This window comes from Fictibacillus enclensis, assembly GCF_030123385.1.
Taxonomy (GTDB): Bacteria; Bacillota; Bacilli; order Bacillales; family Fictibacillaceae; genus Fictibacillus_C; species Fictibacillus_C enclensis.
The window spans coordinates 390,653-409,783 of record NZ_CP126109.1; the positions used below are offsets into that span (position 1 = coordinate 390,653).

The window sequence follows — 19,131 nt, forward strand, 5'->3', positions numbered from 1 at the left end:
ATATGCAGCTTTCGCCCAGTGGGTGAAACGTTGGAGAGATGAAGGAGGTTCAATGAGATGGACCAAGACCTGTACCATATTTTACAGCAGCTTCAGCAGCAAATTATTGAACTGCAGCATGAAAACCAATCCCTGAAAGAAGCGTTAAGCAGAATCAAGCCTGTGAATATTGAAAACATTAATTATAAAATTCAGGAACTGCATGTCAAAGAGCTCAAGGGGACCCTCAATATTGGACTAACCGGAGAGGCCCACCTGGAGGATATGGAAACTATCATTGATGAAATTCAGCAGGAGGGCATTCATCAGCAGCATCAGACCCAAGATGAACCTGAATAAGGTAAGCTTAAGGATAAATACGGTCCTTAAGCTTTTTATTTACAATAAAAGAGTGCCGTAGTCCGGCACTCAGGCTGTCGAGAAACTCTCGACAGTCTATTTTTTTATCCATCAACTTTATTTATTCACCGCGTTAATTTGTTATAATATAACTAACAAATAAGGATCGGACGGTGTTTGTATGTATAAGCCTAAAAAGGATACTCAGAATGAAGCAGAGTTTGTTTTTATCGAAGATTTGGTTCCTGAAGACCACCTCTTGAGGAAGATTGATCGCTATATCGATTTTTCTTTTATCGGTGAGAAAGTTCGTCCTTATTATTCAGAATCTACAGGACGTCCTTCGGACCCTATTCTGCTTTTCAAGATGATGTTCATCGGCTATTTCTACGGCATTCGCTCAGAACGACAACTTGAACGAGAAGTCAAAACCAATATCGCTTATCGCTGGTTTCTTGGCTTAAAACTGAATGACCCTGTTCCAGATCATTCCACGATCAGTTGGAACCGGCGGACTCGTTTCAAAGATACCCACGTCTTTCAAGAGATCTTTGATGAGATCGTCCTTCAAGCCATGAATCATAAAATGGTGGGAGGAAGAGTCTTATTTTCCGATTCTACCCACCTTAAAGCGAATGCCAATAAACATAAATTCACAAGAGAAGAAGTGGAAGCAGAAACAAGAGGATACATTGAAGAATTAAATCAGGCGGTCGAGGAGGACAGAGAAAAGCACGGAAAAAAGCCCTTAAAAGAGAAAGAGGAGGTGAAAGAAAAGAAGCAAATTCGCAAAAGTACGACTGATCCCGATTGTGGTTTTATGTCGCGAGACCATAAACAAGAAATGTTCTGTTATTTAGATCATAGAACGACCGATATGAAATTCAATATTATCACCGATGCCTATGTCACCCCTGGGAACGTGCATGATTCTGTGCCTTACCTTTCTCGTTTAGACCGCCAAATCGAACGATTTCAATTAGGGGTAGAAGCTGTGGCTTTAGATTCAGGCTATCTCACCACTCCGATTTGTAAGGGACTTTATGACCGGACGATTTTCGGGGTGATCGCCCACCGCAGATACCACCCAACAAAAGGGCTGATGCCGAAATGGAAATTTACATACGATAAAGAACGGGAAGTATATGTTTGTCCCAATGGCCAGGAACTCGTCTACTGCACAACCACAAGGGAAGGATATCAGGAGTATAAATCGGATCCCAAGCTATGCGCAGAATGCCCACTATTAAATGAGTGCACGCGTTCAAAAAACAAACAAAAAGTCGTAACGCGCCATGTCTGGGAAGAACATAAAGAAAAAGTACGCGACAACAGACTGTCGGCTTCTGGAAAGATGCTTTATAAATTTAGAAAAGAAAAGGTGGAGCGAAGCTTCGCAGATTCGAAAGAGCTGCATGGGCTTCGCTATTGCAGGTTGAGGGGATTACAGAATGCGAGTGAGCAGGTGCTTCTCACAGCAGCCTGTCAGAATATGAAAAAGATCGCCACACACCTAGCCAAGCTTGGCTAGGTGTGTGAGGATCTTTTTCTTCAGAGAAATCACACAACAGGGCAGTAATTCTAAACAAATAAAAAAGCTTGTGGAGAAAAAACAGAGCTTTCTCCACAAGCTGAGTGCCGTAGTCCGGCACTCTTTTTTAGCGGGCATTTAGCAGGTAGCTGAATTTGGTCGCGTGCTTGATTTCGTCTGAGAAAGGACGAAAGAAGGTATCCCGGATGGTGGGATCCTGTGTCATCAGATACGCATCACGGTATTTTTCATAATCAGCGAGTTCATCTTCATACGCTTCAAACAGGCTTTGACGGAAGTTTTGGATTTTTACCGGACGAATCTTGTAGTTCGGCTGCTTACCTGTTATAGATGTGTAAAGACGGGTAAACAACTGTAGATGTGTCTTTTCATCTTTGGCCGCATCCAATAAAACTTTCCGACTGTATTCGTTTGGCGCCTCTTTCGCCAAACGTGTATAGAAATCAACAGCTGTCGCTTCACCAATGATGCTCGACATTAACACATTTAACAGCTGCTGATACGATTGCTGCTGCTGGCTTTGCTGGGCCTGCTGCTGCTGACGCTCTGCCTCGTAGGGGTCGTAATAATAATGGGTTTCTTCAAACGGTGGTTGGGGTGCTTGATAATAATAAGGGTACATGATATCAATTCCTTTCCCGAAAAGCTTTTATAGCCTATGAAGAAACATGGAAAATGTGCCTATCCGGCTTGATGTGAACGATAGAAATTACTGGATAAATCTTCATTTTTCAACCAGCGAAAAACATGGTAAATTACTTTTATGGCATCATAATGGACAGGCTAAAGAAGGAGTGTAAATGATGTTGGAAAACGGTTTCGTGATGATTGGGATTATTCTTCTGATTAATGTGGTATATGTCTCATTCTTCACAATTAGAATGATTTTGACATTAAAAAATCAAAGATACCTCGCCGCATTGATCAGTGTGTTTGAGGTTATTATTTATGTCATTGGTCTTGGACTTGTGCTGGACAATCTGGATAAAATCCAGAACCTGATTGCTTATGCGCTCGGTTACGGTCTTGGCGTACTCGTCGGCATGAAGATTGAAGAAAAGCTGGCACTCGGTTATATTACGGTTAATGTTATTACCACAAATATCTCAGCGGGCTTGCCGAATGAAATCCGGTCAAAAGGATATGGCGTAACCGACTGGATGGCTTCAGGGCGAGAAGGGCAGCGGCAGATGATGGAAATCCTGACCTCGCGAAAATCGGAATCCAACCTTTATGAAACTGTCAGAGCACTGGATCCGAAGGCGTTCATTATTTCTCATGAACCGAAAGCCTTTCATGGTGGATTCTGGGTTAAAAGCATACGGAGGTAGGCATGGATAAAAAGCCAAAAAAGAAAAAGTTTGAAGTAGAGCCCGGTGAAACGATCTCTGATTGTCTGGACCGCATGGCCGGGGAAGGCTATTCTCCCGTACGCCGTATGGAAGAGCCTGTGTTTAAAGAAGTGAAGAAGAATGGGAAAATGGTTCAGGAATATTACGAACAACGCATCGTTTTTGAAGGGAAATTGCAGTAAAAACCGAACATTAAATTGTCAGAATATATTATTGTTCGATTTTTGGTTGACATAGGAGAAGACCCTTCGTTACAATAAGGGTGACAAAACAATAGTACCTCATATAATCACGGGATTATGGCCCGTAAGTCTCTACCCGATGACCGTTATTCATCGGACTATGAGGGGAAGCACACTGCTGTTTTCGGCATATCCGCAGGTGATGAAGTATGTCCAGCGTAGTAGCTTTCTCTCATAGATAGAGAAGGTGAGTACACTGGACTTTTTTATTGCAAAAAATTCATTTCACATAGCATTTTCGATTGCGGGGAGGATACGATGGAAAACAAAGTTGGCGTAATTATGGGAAGTACATCTGATTGGGAAACAATGAAACATGCCTGTGATATTCTTGAGGAGCTGGAGGTTCCTTATGAAAAGCAGGTGGTGTCGGCTCATCGGACGCCTGACCGCATGTTCCAGTATGCTGAAGAGGCAAAAAGCAGAAATATTGGCGTTATTATTGCAGGAGCGGGCGGTGCAGCCCATCTGCCGGGAATGGTGGCGGCTAAAACAGTGCTGCCGGTCATCGGCGTTCCAGTACAATCCAAAGCCTTAAACGGACTGGATTCTCTTCTGTCCATCGTGCAGATGCCTGGAGGCGTTCCGGTAGCAACTGTTGCCATCGGGAAAGCTGGAGCCACCAACGCAGGTCTCCTGGCCGTACAGATTCTAGCCATTACAGATCAGGATTTAAACAATCGTTTAACGAAGCGGCGTGAGAAGATTGAACAAGCCGTTATAGAAAGCAGTGATTCTCTTGGCTAAAAACAAAACGATTTTGCCGGGCCAAACGATTGGCATCTTGGGCGGAGGCCAATTGGGCCGTATGATGGCAATCAGCGCTAGAGAAATGGGATACGGAATTGTAGTTTTGGACCCTGGTGAAAATTCACCGTGTGGACAAATCAGCGACCACCAGATTGTTGCACCTTATGACGATGTAAAGGGCATTGAAGAACTGGCTCAAAAAAGTGACGTGATCACCTATGAATTTGAAAACGTGGACAGCGAGAGAGCGCAATGGCTTGAGAATAACGCCTATATGCCACAGGGCAGCGAGCTTCTCTATCTGACTCAGCACCGCATTCGTGAAAAGCAGGCGATTGAAAAAGCGGGCGTACGTGTTGCTCCTTACCTTCCTGTACAAAGCAAGGAAGAGCTCCAGGCGGCTGTCAGCCAGCTCGGTCTTCCTGCCGTTTTGAAAACGTGCCAGGGCGGATATGACGGAAAAGGCCAGGCGGTCATCCGGACAGAAGGGGATATGGAAAAAGCAGAGGAGCTTTTCGCGGGGAGCAGAGAATGTGTTCTTGAAAGCTGGGTATCCTTTGAAAAAGAACTGTCGGTAATCGTCACCCGAAGCACAAAAGGTGAAATGAGCACGTTCCCTGTGGCGGAGAACATCCACCTGGAAAACATTCTTCACCAGTCGATTGTGCCGGCAAGAATTTCAGAGGAAACAGCGGCCAATGCGTATGACATGGCCAAGAAAATTGCTCATGAGCTTAACCTGTACGGAACGCTTGCTGTGGAGATGTTCCTTGGCATCAACGGGGAAATTTACGTGAACGAACTGGCGCCGCGGCCTCATAATTCCGGCCACTACAGCATCGAAGCCTGTGAAACCTCACAGTTTCAGCAGCATGTACGCGCTGTTTGCGGACTTCCGCTCGGCCGGACGTCACTGGTCAGCCCCGTAGTCATGATCAATGTGCTCGGGGAACTTGTGAAACCGCTGCTTGAAAACCTGGAACTTCTGAAAGACGCCAAGCTGCATCTTTACGGAAAAGAAGAAGCAAAAGTGAAACGAAAAATGGGACACATCACCGTGCTCGGAAACACGGTAAGCGAAGCACTCAACAAAGCAGAATACATTAAAGCTGCTGTACTCAAGATGGAAAAGCTGGAGGTAACGACATGATTGAACGGTATACACGCCCGGAAATGGGAGCGATTTGGACAGACGAAAACCGCTTTAAGGCTTGGCTGGAAGTCGAGATTTTGGCTTGTGAAGCATGGGCAGAGCTTGGGGAGATTCCAAAAGAGGACGTTAAGAAACTGCGCGAGAACGCATCATTTGATATTAATCGTATTTTTGAAATCGAGCAGGAAACACGCCATGATGTGGTTGCTTTTACACGCGCGGTATCGGAATCACTCGGCGAAGAGCGCAAGTGGGTCCATTACGGACTGACTTCCACCGACGTAGTGGATACAGCATTATCTTACCTGCTTTTGCAGGCGAACGAAATTTTGATCAAAGACATCGAGAAGTTCATCGAGATCATCGGAAACAAAGCGAAAGAACATAAATACACGGTCATGATGGGCCGCACGCACGGTGTTCACGCAGAACCGACTACCTTTGGTTTGAAGCTCGCGCTCTGGTATGCAGAGATGAAGCGAAACCTTGAGCGTTTCAAGCAGGCAGCTGACACCGTACGCGTTGGAAAGATCAGCGGAGCTGTTGGTACATATGCCAACATCGATCCATTCGTTGAAAAATATGTTTGCGAAAGGTTGGGGCTTGAAGCATCGCCAATTTCAACACAAACCCTGCAGCGTGACCGTCATGCGCATTACATGTCAGCATTGGCGCTTGTAGCAACAAGCATTGAGAAGTTCGCTGTTGAAATCCGCGGACTGCAAAAAAGTGAAACGCGTGAAGTGGAAGAGTTCTTCGCCAAAGGCCAAAAAGGATCTTCTGCGATGCCTCACAAACGCAACCCGATCGGTTCCGAGAACATGACGGGTATGGCACGCGTCATCCGCGGTTACATGATGACCGCGTATGAAAATGTGGCACTTTGGCATGAACGTGACATCTCTCACTCTTCTGCAGAGCGTGTCATTCTGCCGGATGCAACCATTGCGCTCGATTACATGCTTAACCGCTTTGGCAACATCGTGAAGAACTTAACAGTGTTCCCGGAAAACATGAAACGCAACATGACAAGGACGTACGGATTGATTTACTCGCAGCGTGTGCTGTTGAAGCTGATCGATAGAGGCATGAGCCGTGAAGCTGCTTATGACATTGTTCAGCCGAAAGCCATGCAGGCTTGGGAAGAAGGCATCCAGTTCAAGCAGCTCGTACAGGAAGAGCCGCGCATTACGGAAAAACTTACACCAGAAGACATCGAAGACTGCTTCGACTACTCGTACCACCTGCAGCATGTTGATACGATTTTCGAGCGACTGGGATTGTAATATAAAGTCTTGAGGCAATAGGGGGCGAGAGGGGTAATCCACTCGTTTCTGAACACCTCAGCACTACATGATCCGGCTTCGGCGCCTAGAGACTCGATCATTTCGGTCTTTTGCAGAAAACAAAAAGCGTTTTATGCAAAAGCCCTCCAATACTGGTCGTCTCTAAGCAAGGCGCCTCAGCACCACACTCAATATTGCCAATATTCGTGATTTTTGCAATGGAATTCGACTTATGTCAGGGGGATTTTGAATGGAAAAGCAAACCTTGCTTTATGAAGGAAAGGCGAAGAAGATTTACAGCACAGAAGACAGAAACACCGTGTGGGTGGAGTACAAGGATTCAGCAACTGCGTTTAACGGTGAGAAGAAAGCAACCATCGATGGAAAAGGCCGCTTGAACAATGAGATCACCAGCCTGATGTTTGCACTTTTACAGCAAAACAACATTCCAACTCACTTTATCTCCAAACAATCTCCAACCGAACAGATTGTCCAGCATGTGGAGATCATTCCACTGGAAGTGGTTGTCCGTAATGTGGTGGCAGGAACACTGGCCAAACGGACGGGACTGCCGGAAGGACACGTTCTGCGTAAGCCGATCGTCGAATTTTATTACAAAAATGACGACCTTGGCGATCCTCTTTTTAACACCGACCATATCGCAGCCTTAGAGCTTGCTGTTCCAAAGCAGCTTGAAGAAATGAAGGAGCTTGCGCTTCTGGTCAATTCCGTTCTTGTTCAATTTTTTGCAGAGAAAAATATAAGATTAGTAGATTTCAAACTGGAGTTCGGCACCAATGCCAAAGGTGAGCTTCTGGTGGCCGACGAAATTTCACCGGATACGTGCCGCCTTTGGGATAGTGAAACGAATGAAAAGCTCGATAAAGACGTATTTCGCCGAGATCTTGGCAGCTTAACAGATGCTTATGAAAAAATCTTAGAACGCTTAGGGGGAAACCTTCATGTATAAAGTAAAAGTATTCGTCACATTGAAAGAAAGCGTATTGGATCCACAGGGAACAGCGGTTAAAGGCTCATTGCACCGCATGGAGTACAACGAGGTACAGGATGTCCGCATCGGTAAATACCTCGAGCTTACGATTGAAGACAGCGTTCAGGATTTAGACAAATCCGTCAGAGAAATGTGTGAAAAATTGCTTTCCAACCCGGTCATTGAAGATTACCGCTATGAGGTGGAGGAGGTTGTCGCACAGTGAGGTTTGCGGTCATTGTTTTTCCAGGATCCAACTGTGACATTGACATGTTTCACGCCGTAAAGGACGAGCTTGGTGCAGAAGCCGAGTACGTGTGGCATGACGAAGAAAATCTCGACCGTTTTGACGGCATCCTGCTGCCGGGCGGATTCTCGTATGGCGACTACCTTCGTACAGGCGCCATCGCCCAGTTTTCCAATGTTATGGATGAAGTAAAAAAAGCGGCACAAGCGGGCAAGCCAGTGCTTGGCGTCTGCAACGGATTTCAAATCCTTTTAGAAACCGGATTGCTTCCGGGGGCCATGCGCCGGAATGAATCATTGAAATTCATCTGCCAGCCCGAAACATTGAACGTTGTAAACAACGAAACCATGTTCAGCTCTTCCTATGAGAAGGACGAAGAGATTGTTATTCCGATCGCTCACGGCGAAGGAAACTATTATTGTGATGAAGAGACACTAAAACAGCTGGAAGAAGAGAACCGCATTATTTTCCGCTATAAAAATAACCCGAACGGATCGATTTCGGATATTGCCGGAATCATGAATGCAAAAGGCAACGTGCTTGGCATGATGCCGCATCCGGAGCGCGCGGTAAGCGAGCTTTTGGGCAGTGCCGACGGACTGAAATTGTTTCAATCAATCGTAAAAAGCTGGAGGGAAAACCATGTCTTATCTTCATGAGCCGACTGCAGAGCAAATTCAGGAGCAAAAATTATATCGTGAAATGGGCTTGAATGATGAGGAGTTTGGGCTGGTCCAATCCATCATCGGCCGCCTTCCGAACTGGACGGAGACCGGATTGTTCTCGGTCATGTGGAGTGAGCATTGTTCATATAAAAACTCCAAGCCGGTGCTTCGAAAGTTCCCGGTGGATGGAGAACGCGTGCTTCAGGGACCAGGAGAAGGAGCCGGAGTGGTAGACATCGGCGATGGCCAGGCAGTTGTTTTCAAAATTGAAAGCCACAACCACCCATCTGCGATTGAACCGTACCAGGGTGCAGCCACAGGAGTGGGCGGCATCATCCGTGACATCTTTTCCATGGGTGCGCGCCCGGTTGCGCTGTTAAACTCGCTTCGTTTTGGCGAATTGACGTCTTCTCGCGTGAAATATTTGTTTGAAGAAGTGGTAGCCGGGATCGCAGGCTACGGCAACTGTATCGGGATTCCAACCGTTGGGGGCGAAGTTCAGTTTGACGCTTCCTACGACGGAAATCCGCTTGTCAACGCGATGTGTGTGGGCTTGATCGACCACAAGGACATCCAAAAAGGACAGGCAAAAGGCGCTGGCAACTCGGTTATGTATGTTGGAGCAAGAACAGGACGCGACGGAATCCACGGGGCGACTTTCGCCTCCGAGGAATTGACCGAAGCTTCTGAGGAGAAGCGCCCTGCCGTTCAGGTGGGCGATCCGTTCATGGAAAAGTTATTGCTTGAAGCGTGCCTTGAGCTGATTCAGAACTGTGATGCTCTTGTCGGTATCCAGGACATGGGAGCAGCCGGCCTTACCAGCTCATCCGCTGAGATGGCAAGTAAAGCAGGAATGGGAATCGAGATGAACCTTGACCTTGTGCCGCAGCGTGAATTGAACATGACCGCTTACGAAATGATGCTATCTGAATCTCAGGAACGTATGTTGATCGTTATGCAAAAAGGCAGAGAACAGGAAGCCATTGATATTTTTGAAAAATGGGGTCTTGAAGCAGTAGTCGTTGGTACGGTTATTGAAGAAAAACAGCTTCGCCTTCTTCATCACGGCGAAGTCGTCGCCGATGTTCCGGTTGATGCACTTGCAGAAGAAGCACCGGTTTATCATAAGCCATCCAAGGAACCCGAGATGTTTTCACAGTTTCAAAACGAGGAAGCGTTCGTTCCAACAGTAGAAAGCAAAAAGGAAACGCTTCTGGAGCTGTTATCACAGCCGACGATCGCGAGCAAATCGTGGGTATTTGACCAGTATGACTATATGGTTCGCACGAACACGGTCGTGCCTCCGGGATCGGATGCCGCTGTTATCCGCATCCGTGAAACGGATAAGGCACTAGCGATGACAACTGACTGTAACTCACGCTATCTCTACCTTGATCCGGAAACCGGCGGAAAGATTGCAGTGGCAGAAGCAGCGAGAAACCTCGTTTGTTCCGGTGCCCAACCGCTTGCCATTACGGACTGCCTGAACTACGGAAATCCGGAAAAGCCGGAAATCTTCTGGCAGCTGGAAAAATCCACGGACGGAATGAGTGAAGCATGCCGCACGCTAAGCACACCGGTTATTGGCGGAAACGTATCTCTTTATAATGAAACGAACGGTGTGGCCGTATATCCGACGCCTGTGATCGGGATGGTTGGACTAATTTCTCACCTTGACCATATTACAACCCAATACTTTAAAACACCGGGAGATCTGATCTATGTGGTCGGTGAAACCCATCAGGAATTTGGCGGAAGCGAGCTGCAAAAAATGCAGCTTGGCAAAATTTCAGGAAAAGCACCGGCGCTGAATCTTGAAACGGAAGTCAAACGCCAGAAGCAATTGCTTGAAGCGATTCAGAACGGCCTTGTGGAATCTGCTCATGACGTAGCAGAGGGCGGATTGGCTGTCGCACTTGCCGAAAGCATGATGAACGGCAATACAGGGGCGTCCGTTGAGCTTGAGGGAGACCTTGTTTCAGCCCTTTACAGCGAAACCCAATCACGCTTCCTTGTTTCAGTAAAACCGGAAAACGCTAAAGCGTTTGAATCGATGAATGAAGACGCGAAACAGATCGGATTTGTAACGGATAACGCGGTTTTGCGCATCGACCATGAAAATGAAGAAGTGCTGGCCGCAACTTACGATGAACTTCATTCGGCTTGGAAAGGAGCCATACCATGCTTGCTGACATCAAAGGCTTAAACGAAGAATGTGGTGTGTTTGGCATCTGGGGACATCAGGATGCTGCCCAGCTCACCTATTACGGGCTGCACAGCCTTCAGCACAGAGGACAGGAAGGCGCAGGAATTGTTGTAACAGACGGTGAAAAGTTGAAAATGCACAAAGGACATGGGCTTGTTACCGAGGTGTTCAGCCGCGGAGAACTTGAAGGAATGACAGGGCATGCGGCCATCGGCCATGTGCGCTATTCCACAGCAGGGGGCAATGAATATGCAAATGTTCAGCCCCTGCTTTTCCGCTCACAAACGTCAAGCCTTGCCGTCGCTCATAACGGAAACCTTGTGAACGCGAACGCGCTGAAACACCAGCTCGAAGCACAAGGAAGCATTTTTCAGACGACATCTGATACGGAAGTTTTGGCCCATCTGATCAAACGCAGCGGATATATGGATCTCAAGGATCAGGTAAGAAATGCTCTTACCATGCTGAAAGGTGCTTATGCATTTGTCATCATGACCGAGGACAAGCTGATGGTCGCTCTTGATCCAAACGGATTGCGCCCGCTTTCCATTGGCATGCTGGGAGATGCTTATGTGGTGGCTTCCGAAACCTGTGCCTTTGACGTGGTGGGTGCAGAGTATCTTCGCGATGTGAAACCGGGAGAACTTTTGATTATTGACGATAATGGAATGACAGCGGACCGTTTTTCTTCACCGACGAACCGTTCGATTTGTTCAATGGAATATATTTATTTTTCACGGCCTGACAGCAATATCGACCAGGTGAACGTTCACAGTGCGAGAAAGAACCTTGGAAAAGAATTGTACCGTGAAGCGCCAGTTGAAGCGGATGTCGTGACAGGGGTTCCGGACTCCAGTATTTCAGCCGCGATCGGCTATGCCGAAGCATCAGGCATTCCATACGAAATCGGCTTGATCAAAAACCGTTATGTGGGCCGGACATTCATCCAGCCTTCACAGGAATTGCGGGAGCTTGGTGTGAAAATGAAGCTGTCCCCTGTACGGGGAATCGTGGAAGGCAAACGCGTGGTGATGGTCGATGACTCCATCGTCCGCGGAACGACGAGCCGCCGAATCGTGAAAATGCTGCGTGCAGCAGGAGCAACTGAAGTGCATGTGCGGATTACCGCGCCTCCGATTGCTCATCCGTGCTACTACGGCATTGATACATCCGAGCGTGCTGAATTGATCGCCTCCAATCACTCGGTAGAGGAAATCAGAGACATTATCGGAGCAGATTCATTAGCCTTCTTATCACCTGAAGGATTATTGAGAGGCATCGGACGCCCGGACGGCGATCCGAATAACGGACAGTGCCTGGCTTGCTTTACCGGGAAGTATCCAACAGAGATTTATCCGGATACCGTGCTTCCGTATGAAAAAGAAATGGTGTAATGGCAAAAAAGGGAGGAAATACAATGGCAGAGGCATATAGACAGGCCGGAGTGGATATTGAAGCGGGTTACGAGGCGGTAGACAGAATCAAGAAGCACGCATTGCGTACACGCCGTCCTGAAGTCATGGCAGGCCTTGGCGGCTTTGGGGCAATGTTTGACTTGTCCAATCTGCCGTACAAGGAGCCGGTTCTGATTTCCGGTACGGACGGAGTGGGCACAAAGCTTATGGTCGCAATCATGATGGATAAACATGATACCATTGGAGTGGACGCTGTGGCGATGTGCGTGAACGATATCGTGGCACAGGGAGCCGAGCCGCTGTACTTCCTGGATTACATCGCATGCGGAAAGCTGGATCCTGTGAAAATTGAGGATATCGTCAAAGGGGTGGCCGACGGCTGTGAGCAGGCAGGCTGTGCCCTGATCGGTGGAGAAACGGCAGAAATGCCAGGCATGTACAGCAATGGTGATTATGATCTTGCCGGCTTTTCGGTCGGCGCTGCAGAAAAATCCAAACTCATTCACCCTGACCTTGTAAAAGAAGGAGACGTTCTTATCGGGCTTGCCTCCAATGGCATCCACAGCAACGGCTATTCCCTCGTCCGCAAAGCTCTTCTGGAATCAGGCCAGCTGGATTTGGACGGCAGCTTTGGAACGGATGGAAAAACATTGGGCGAAGAGCTGCTGGCTCCAACACGCATTTATGTAAAACCGTTGCTTAATGTCTTTAAAAACTATCAAGTACACGGCGCAGCTCATATTACGGGCGGCGGATTTGAGGAAAATATTCCGCGTATGCTTCCGGAAGGACTTGCAGCAGAAGTGGATTACGGTTCATGGCCGGTTCCCGCTATCTTTGAAACCATTGAACAAACAGGAAACATCGGAAGAAAAGAAATGTTCACTACGTTCAACATGGGGATTGGGATGGTGCTTGCTGTCGATTATGAGGAATCTTTTGATGTGATCAAGTCACTCGAAAATGACGGGGAAAAGGCGTTTGTCATCGGCCGCGTGAAAACGGGCGAAGGTGTCCACTTTGGCGGCGGTGAGCTGAAATGAAGAAAATCGCTATCTTCGCATCAGGAAGCGGCTCGAATTTCCAGGCGATCATCGACGCCATAAATGAAAAGAAACTGGAAGCGAACGTCTCGCTTCTGGTTTGCGACAAGCCCGGCGCGCGCGTAGTGGAGCGTGCTGAACAGTCAGGAACGGAAACGTTTGCGTTTTATCCAAAAGAGTATGAAACAAAAACAGCGTTCGAAACGGAAATTTTAAAGCAGCTGAAAGACAGAAACATAGAATTTATCGTGCTTGCGGGTTACATGCGTCTGATTGGTTCTACATTGCTGTCTGAATATGAAGGGCGTATCGTTAACATCCATCCTTCGCTCTTGCCGGCTTTTCCGGGCAAGGATGCGGTCGGACAGGCACTCGACGCAAAGGCAGAAGTAACCGGTGTTACCGTACATTACGTGGACAGCGGTATGGATACAGGTCCAATCATCGCACAGAAAACGGTGGCGATTAAAAAAGAGGATACAAGAGAGACACTGCAGGAGCGGATTCAGCAGGTCGAGCATCAATTGTTTCCAAGTGTGCTGCAACAGCTATTCAACCAAGAGAAAGTAGGAGGCGTATCATTTTGAGCATCAAACGAGCATTAGTGTCAGTTTCCAATAAAGAAGGGTTGGTTCCTTTTGTTCAGGCGCTGGCCGAACAAGGCGTGGAAATCATCTCCACTGGGGGAACAAGCAAGGCATTGCAGGAAGCTGGTGTAAAGGTAACCGGTATATCTGAAGTAACAGGCTTTCCGGAAATCATGGACGGACGTGTAAAAACACTTCATCCGATGATTCACGGCGGCCTTCTTGCGGTTCGCGACAATGAGAGCCACGTTCAGCAAATGGAGGAGAACGGCATCTCCCCGATTGATCTTGTTGTGGTTAACCTTTATCCGTTTAAAGAAACCATCGCAAAGGAAAATGTAGCGTTTGAAGATGCCATTGAAAATATTGATATCGGTGGGCCAAGCATGCTTCGCTCGGCTGCGAAAAATCATGCGTATGTAACGGTTGTCGTAGATCCTGCAGATTACTCCAAAGTGCTGGAAGAAGTTCAGCAAAACAATCAGGTGTCCGATGAAACACGCAAAAAGCTTGCGGCGAAGACATTCCGTCACACAGCTGCTTACGACGCGCTGATCGCAGAATACCTCACCAACATGGTGGAAGAGGAGAACCCGGAATCTTTCACGGTTACCTACGAAAAGAAACAGGATCTTCGCTATGGAGAGAACCCGCACCAAAAGGCGGCATTTTACAAAGCGCCGCTTGGCACGAAAACATCGATTGCCCAGGCTGAACAGCTTCATGGAAAAGAGCTTTCCTACAACAACATCAATGATGCGGATGCAGCACTTCAAATCGTTCGCGAATTCACAGATCCGGCTGTTGTGGCTGTTAAACACATGAATCCGTGCGGAGTCGGCACAGGCAGCTCTGTAGAAGAAGCGTTCGCGAGAGCGTTTGAAGCCGATCCGGTCTCTATTTTTGGCGGCATCATCGCATCCAACGTGGAAATCAACGCAGCGGCAGCACAAAAGATGAGCGAGATTTTCCTTGAAATCATCATTGCACCATCGTTCAGCACAGAAGCGAAAGAGATTTTAACGAAAAAGAAAAATATCCGTCTCCTTACATTGGAGCTTGGTGAAGATAAAAAGCAGGAGAAAAAGCTGACTACCGTCCGCGGCGGCCTTCTTGTTCAGGACGAGGATGCTTACGGTCTGGATCAAGCCAACATCTCCGTGCCAACGAAGCGTGAGCCGACCGAAAAAGAATGGGAAGATTTGAAACTCGCATGGAAAGTGGTTAAGCACATTAAATCCAATGCGATTGTTCTAACAAAGGATCAAATGACCATCGGTGTCGGTGCCGGACAGATGAACCGTGTCGGCGCGGCAAATATTGCGATTGAACAAGCAGGAGAAAAAGCACAGGGAAGCGCCCTTGGATCAGATGCCTTTTTCCCAATGGACGATACCGTCGAAGCGGCAGCCAAAGCAGGAATCACTGCCATCATCCAGCCGGGCGGATCGGTTAAAGATGAAGATTCCATCAAAAAGGCAGACGAATACGGCATCGCCATGGTATTTACCGGCGTACGCCACTTCAAACATTAAAATCTGTACCAAGGAGGAGACAGCATGAACGTTTTGGTAGTAGGAAAGGGCGGCCGTGAGCATGCCATCGTATGGCGTTTTGCGAACAGCCCGAGTGTAACAAAAGTGTACGCCGCGCCAGGCAATCCGGGAATGGCAGATGTGGCAGAATGCGTAAACATCGAGGAAAGCGATCATGAAGGTCTTATCGCGTTTGCCAAGGAAAATGACATCGCGCTTACCTTCGTGGGAGCTGAAGTCCCTCTTTTAAACGGAATCGTCAATGATTTTCAACAAGAAGGGCTGTCTATTTTCGGTCCGTCAAAGGAAGCCGCATTGATCGAGGGAAGTAAATCATTTGCGAAGGATCTTATGGACAAGCACGGCATCCCGACAGCGAAATCAAAAACGTTTACTTCCTATGAGGAAGCAAGAGCGTATTTGAAGGAGCAGGGAGCACCGATCGTTTTAAAAGCGGACGGACTTGCGGCAGGTAAAGGTGTAATTGTGGCCATGACCGAAGATGAAGCAGAAAAAGGCCTTGATGAAATGCTGAACCAGGCCCGTTTTGGAGAAGCGAGCGCTTCTGTCGTGATGGAAGAGTATCTGGAAGGCGAAGAATTTTCCTTCATGGCGTTTGTGAACGAAGAGAACGTGTACCCGATGGTGATTGCTCAGGACCATAAACGTGCCTTCACAGGCGATAAAGGGCCAAACACCGGAGGAATGGGTGCTTACTCACCGGTACCGCAGATTCCGCAAACCGTGGTGGAGGAAGCAAGAAAAACGGTTCTTGATCCTGCTGCCCAAGCGATGGTGAAGGAAGGCCGTTCATTTACAGGGATTTTGTACGCAGGTCTCATGCTGACGGCAGACGGTCCGAAGGTCATTGAGTTCAATGCACGATTTGGCGATCCGGAAACACAGGTCGTACTGCCAAGGCTGCAGGGTGATTTTGCCCAGATCCTGCTTGGCATTTTACGAAAAGAAGAAGTGGAATTGAACTGGAGTGACGAAGCGGTCATCGGTGTGGTTCTCGCTTCTGGCGGCTATCCTGATCAATATGAGAAAGGCATCGCCATCAACGGGATTGAAAACCTTGATGAGTCTACACTGTTATTCCATGCCGGAACGAAACTGGCAGGAGACCAGCTAGTGACGGATGGCGGACGCATTCTCCTGGCGGCTGTAAAAGGAACAGACTTGGCCAGCGCTCAGGAAAACGTGTATACAGAAATGCAGAAAATCAGCTGCAGCCAGTCCTTTTACCGGACAGACATCGGTTCAAAAGCTATTTCACGCGCCGCTTTTTAACCACAGCAAAAAGTATGGCAATGATCCCGCCAATGAGCGTGGCATATACAAAAATCGTATCCATTAAAAATTCTTTCATAGCTAGTCCCTCCTTACAGAAAACTCCCCTTGATGGGGAGTTTTTTTCGTGTATGGTTTGATTCTGGTTTATGACGGTGGTTGATTTCCGTTCCAGGATGCTCGCTTTCCGCAGGGCGTGCGGTGAGCCCGTCGGCGCAAGCGCCTCATTGGTCTCACCTGTCACGCTTCCCCTGCAGGAGTCTCGCACCTTGCACTACAATCAACTCTGCTAAGAAGTCTCTTTGCAAGGCCCTCTAAGCGGCAATTTTAAAAAATGTAAGTTCTTAGCTCGGGTTAATCGGGTTGCCTTCTTTTGTGATGTCATTGAGGTCCATGTCTTTCAGCTCGGAGCCTTGTTTGATTATTTCGGTGACCGGACAATAGCGGAGAATGCCCTCGGCGACTTTCATGGCGGCAAGGGTCATCATGAATACGTACGAACCTTTCCATGGTTTACGGGTGTATTTGGCAGTTAACATGGCAAGCATGGTTAACCCGCAGACGATGCGGATCATGGCGTTGAAAATTCCGATATTCTGTTTCATGGCAGTAATTTTCCTTTCTGTAATGAATTTCAAGTGTTTGGAGTTATGACACACATTCAGCGCAAATGTGTGGTATCCTTTAGAAAATGTAACTTACAGAGAAAAAGGTGAAACAAGCACATGTCTACCCAGTTTTTATTTTGGTCAAAGGTGGAATTGCGCCGTCATCAGGCCGTTATTCTCGGCGAATTGGCTCCCACCATGGTACTGAAGAATGCAACGTATTTAAATACTGCCCGGCATTGCTGGACTAAAGCAAATATATGGATCTACGATAACCGCATTGTATATGTGGGGGACAACCTGCCCCAGGAGACCACCGGCACAGAAATGGTGGAGCTGGACGGAAAATATGTTGTACCCGGATATATTGAACCGCATGCACACCCGTTTCAATTATATAATCCCCAGACGTTGGGTGATTATGCGTCGGTTCGCGGCACAACCACATTCATCTGCGACAACCTCAAACTTTTTTTATCAACGCCAATTACGAAAGCGCTTTCTCTTATGGAGGACATGAATAAACTGCCTTATACCTATTATTGGTGGTGCCGGTTTGATTCACAGTCCGAGCTGTTTAATGAAGATGCGCTCTTCTCATTGAGCAATGTGAAAAAAATGCTGTCTTCTCCGTATGTCATTCAGGGGGGAGAACTAACCAGCTGGCCTAAAGTCATCCAGGGAGATGACAACCTGCTGCATTACATGCGTGAAACCCGAAGAGCAGGAAAAAGGGTGGAAGGGCATCTGCCGGGAGCTTCTGAGAAAACCCTCACGCAAATGGCTCTTCTCGGAGTGGATTGTGACCATGAGGCGATGACCGGGGAAGAGGCCATGATGAGACTGAATCTCGGGCTGACCACGTCACTAAGGTATTCATCCATTCGCCCGGATCTTCGTCAAATCTTAAGGGGAATGAACGAGATTGGTGCGGCTCATTTTGACCGTGTGATTTTTACAACAGATGGCTCCACACCTGCTTTTTATGAAGAGGGTGTGACGGATAAAATGATTTCCATTGCGCTTGAAGAAGGAATTGACCCGATTGATGCGTATAAGATGGCATCCTATAACATAGCAAGATATTACGGCAAGGAGCATATACTCGGAATGGTCGCACCGGGAAGAGTGGCTCATCTTAACATTCTGGACGCTGTGCAGCATCCAAATCCTGAGGCCGTGCTGGCGAAAGGACAATGGATCAAGCGGGACGGCAAAGCTGTGAAGGAGAGATCTTCATTCCCATGGAACGATTATGGAATGGGTCCTCTTGATTTGAACTGGGATTTAACGCTGAAGGATTTTCAGTTCAGCTCACTGGCCGGAATTGATATGGTGAACTCTGTTATTACGAAGCCGTATCATATTTCTCTCAATCCAACGGCGGAAAAGCTCGATGATGATCATGATGAGTGCTTTTTCATGCTGGTGGACAAAAAGGGCAAATGGAGAGTGAACACGCTTCTCAAAGGATTTGCCACGAGTGTATCGGGATTTGCAAGCTCGTACTCCAGCACAGGAGACATCCTTTTAATCGGAAAAAGCAAGCGTGATATGCTTGCAGCGTTCAATCGCATCAAGGAAATGAAAGGCGGCATCGTTCTAGTTGAAGATCAAAGCGTTGTCAGTGAGATCAAGCTCCCCATCGCGGGAGGAATGTCTCCGCTTGCGGTCGAAGCACTGATAGAGGAAGAGAAAAAATTAACATCAGAACTCCGAAAACGCGGCTATGCGTTTGAAGATCCAATCTACAGCCTGCTGTTTTTTTCATCTACACATCTTCCGTATATCCGCATTACACAGCTTGGATTATATGATGTGAAAAAGAAAGTCATACTCTTTCCTTCGATTATGCGTTAAACTAAAG

At 47.5% G+C, this 19,131-nt stretch carries 20 protein-coding genes and 1 riboswitch; of the genes, 17 read left to right on the forward strand and 3 right to left on the reverse strand.

All coding sequences use genetic code 11. The features are described from left to right. Nucleotides 1–57: 57 nt before the first annotated feature. Both gerPC and QNH15_RS02105 read left to right on the forward strand, forming a co-directional pair. Nucleotides 58–339 carry a spore germination protein GerPC gene (gene gerPC / locus QNH15_RS02100; RefSeq protein ID WP_283892199.1) on the forward strand — a complete coding sequence of 94 codons (282 nt, stop codon included), beginning with the start codon at nt 58–60 and terminating at the stop codon, nt 337–339. A gap of 181 nt (nt 340–520) precedes the next feature. Beyond that, on the forward strand, nt 521–1,870 hold the full coding sequence (locus tag QNH15_RS02105) for an IS1182 family transposase (RefSeq protein ID WP_283889030.1): 1,350 nt from the start codon (nt 521–523) through the stop codon (nt 1,868–1,870). 127 nt (nt 1,871–1,997) lie between these two features. Here the strand turns inward: QNH15_RS02105 and QNH15_RS02110 are convergent, their stop codons facing one another. After that, complete coding sequence (locus QNH15_RS02110; protein WP_283892201.1) at nt 1,998–2,513, reverse strand: ferritin family protein; 516 nt, start codon at nt 2,511–2,513, stop codon at nt 1,998–2,000. Between the two features lie 181 nt (nt 2,514–2,694). Between QNH15_RS02110 and QNH15_RS02115 the strand changes: the two genes are divergently transcribed. From QNH15_RS02115 to purD, 14 genes are all read left to right on the forward strand, one after another. Beyond that, entirely contained in the window at nt 2,695–3,222 is a 528-nt protein-coding gene (locus QNH15_RS02115; RefSeq protein WP_283895399.1) for a DUF2179 domain-containing protein, read from the forward strand. Nucleotides 3,223–3,224: 2 nt separating this feature from the next. Continuing rightward, complete coding sequence (locus tag QNH15_RS02120; RefSeq protein ID WP_283892202.1) at nt 3,225–3,425, forward strand: NETI motif-containing protein; 201 nt, start codon at nt 3,225–3,227, stop codon at nt 3,423–3,425. A 79-nt stretch (nt 3,426–3,504) separates the two neighbouring features. Then, nucleotides 3,505–3,606, forward strand: a riboswitch (purine riboswitch). A 137-nt stretch (nt 3,607–3,743) separates the two neighbouring features. Then, the gene (gene purE / locus QNH15_RS02125) at nt 3,744–4,232 is read left to right on the forward strand and encodes a 5-(carboxyamino)imidazole ribonucleotide mutase (protein WP_283892204.1); all 489 of its coding nucleotides are present in this window, start codon (nt 3,744–3,746) and stop codon (nt 4,230–4,232) included. Next, nucleotides 4,225–5,385: a 5-(carboxyamino)imidazole ribonucleotide synthase gene (purK, locus tag QNH15_RS02130; protein WP_283892206.1), complete on the forward strand. Its 1,161-nt coding sequence runs from the start codon at nt 4,225–4,227 to the stop codon at nt 5,383–5,385. Before purE ends, purK begins: the two co-directional genes overlap by 8 nt. Next, nucleotides 5,382–6,674, forward strand: coding sequence for an adenylosuccinate lyase (gene purB, locus QNH15_RS02135; protein WP_283892208.1), 1,293 nt, complete (start codon nt 5,382–5,384; stop codon nt 6,672–6,674). The genes purK and purB overlap by 4 nt, the downstream gene beginning before the upstream one ends. A 250-nt stretch (nt 6,675–6,924) precedes the next feature. Further along, nucleotides 6,925–7,644 (forward strand): phosphoribosylaminoimidazolesuccinocarboxamide synthase, encoded by a 720-nt coding sequence (purC, locus tag QNH15_RS02140; protein ID WP_283892210.1) that lies wholly within the window; start codon nt 6,925–6,927, stop codon nt 7,642–7,644. Then, a complete protein-coding gene (gene purS / locus QNH15_RS02145) occupies nt 7,637–7,891 on the forward strand; it encodes a phosphoribosylformylglycinamidine synthase subunit PurS (protein ID WP_283892212.1) in 255 nt (84 codons plus the stop codon). Before purC ends, purS begins: the two co-directional genes overlap by 8 nt. Then, a complete protein-coding gene (gene purQ, locus QNH15_RS02150; RefSeq protein WP_129478215.1) occupies nt 7,888–8,571 on the forward strand; it encodes a phosphoribosylformylglycinamidine synthase subunit PurQ in 684 nt (227 codons plus the stop codon). The genes purS and purQ overlap by 4 nt, the downstream gene beginning before the upstream one ends. Continuing rightward, nucleotides 8,555–10,783, forward strand: a complete 2,229-nt coding sequence (purL, locus tag QNH15_RS02155; protein WP_283892215.1) for a phosphoribosylformylglycinamidine synthase subunit PurL — start codon at nt 8,555–8,557, stop codon at nt 10,781–10,783. The genes purQ and purL overlap by 17 nt, the downstream gene beginning before the upstream one ends. Then, nucleotides 10,759–12,177 (forward strand): amidophosphoribosyltransferase, encoded by a 1,419-nt coding sequence (gene purF / locus QNH15_RS02160; RefSeq protein ID WP_283892217.1) that lies wholly within the window; start codon nt 10,759–10,761, stop codon nt 12,175–12,177. Before purL ends, purF begins: the two co-directional genes overlap by 25 nt. A gap of 23 nt (nt 12,178–12,200) precedes the next feature. After that, nucleotides 12,201–13,241 (forward strand): phosphoribosylformylglycinamidine cyclo-ligase, encoded by a 1,041-nt coding sequence (purM, locus tag QNH15_RS02165; protein WP_061974997.1) that lies wholly within the window; start codon nt 12,201–12,203, stop codon nt 13,239–13,241. Beyond that, nucleotides 13,238–13,828, forward strand: coding sequence for a phosphoribosylglycinamide formyltransferase (gene purN, locus QNH15_RS02170; RefSeq protein WP_283892218.1), 591 nt, complete (start codon nt 13,238–13,240; stop codon nt 13,826–13,828). The genes purM and purN overlap by 4 nt, the downstream gene beginning before the upstream one ends. Beyond that, nucleotides 13,825–15,363, forward strand: coding sequence for a bifunctional phosphoribosylaminoimidazolecarboxamide formyltransferase/IMP cyclohydrolase (gene purH / locus QNH15_RS02175; RefSeq protein WP_283892220.1), 1,539 nt, complete (start codon nt 13,825–13,827; stop codon nt 15,361–15,363). Before purN ends, purH begins: the two co-directional genes overlap by 4 nt. Before the next feature lie 24 nt (nt 15,364–15,387). Then, nucleotides 15,388–16,656: a phosphoribosylamine--glycine ligase gene (gene purD / locus QNH15_RS02180; protein WP_283892222.1), complete on the forward strand. Its 1,269-nt coding sequence runs from the start codon at nt 15,388–15,390 to the stop codon at nt 16,654–16,656. Here purD and QNH15_RS26120 read toward each other — a convergent pair. Both QNH15_RS26120 and QNH15_RS02185 read right to left on the reverse strand, forming a co-directional pair. Continuing rightward, nucleotides 16,634–16,735: an EYxxD motif small membrane protein gene (locus QNH15_RS26120; RefSeq protein ID WP_338082342.1), complete on the reverse strand. Its 102-nt coding sequence runs from the start codon at nt 16,733–16,735 to the stop codon at nt 16,634–16,636. The genes purD and QNH15_RS26120 overlap by 23 nt on opposite strands. A 265-nt stretch (nt 16,736–17,000) precedes the next feature. Then, complete coding sequence (locus tag QNH15_RS02185; RefSeq protein WP_283892224.1) at nt 17,001–17,261, reverse strand: YgaP family membrane protein; 261 nt, start codon at nt 17,259–17,261, stop codon at nt 17,001–17,003. Nucleotides 17,262–17,381: 120 nt separating this feature from the next. Here QNH15_RS02185 and QNH15_RS02190 point away from each other — a divergent pair, with 120 nt between their 5' ends. Continuing rightward, nucleotides 17,382–19,124 (forward strand): adenine deaminase C-terminal domain-containing protein, encoded by a 1,743-nt coding sequence (locus tag QNH15_RS02190; RefSeq protein WP_283892225.1) that lies wholly within the window; start codon nt 17,382–17,384, stop codon nt 19,122–19,124. Nucleotides 19,125–19,131: the final 7 nt, after the last annotated feature.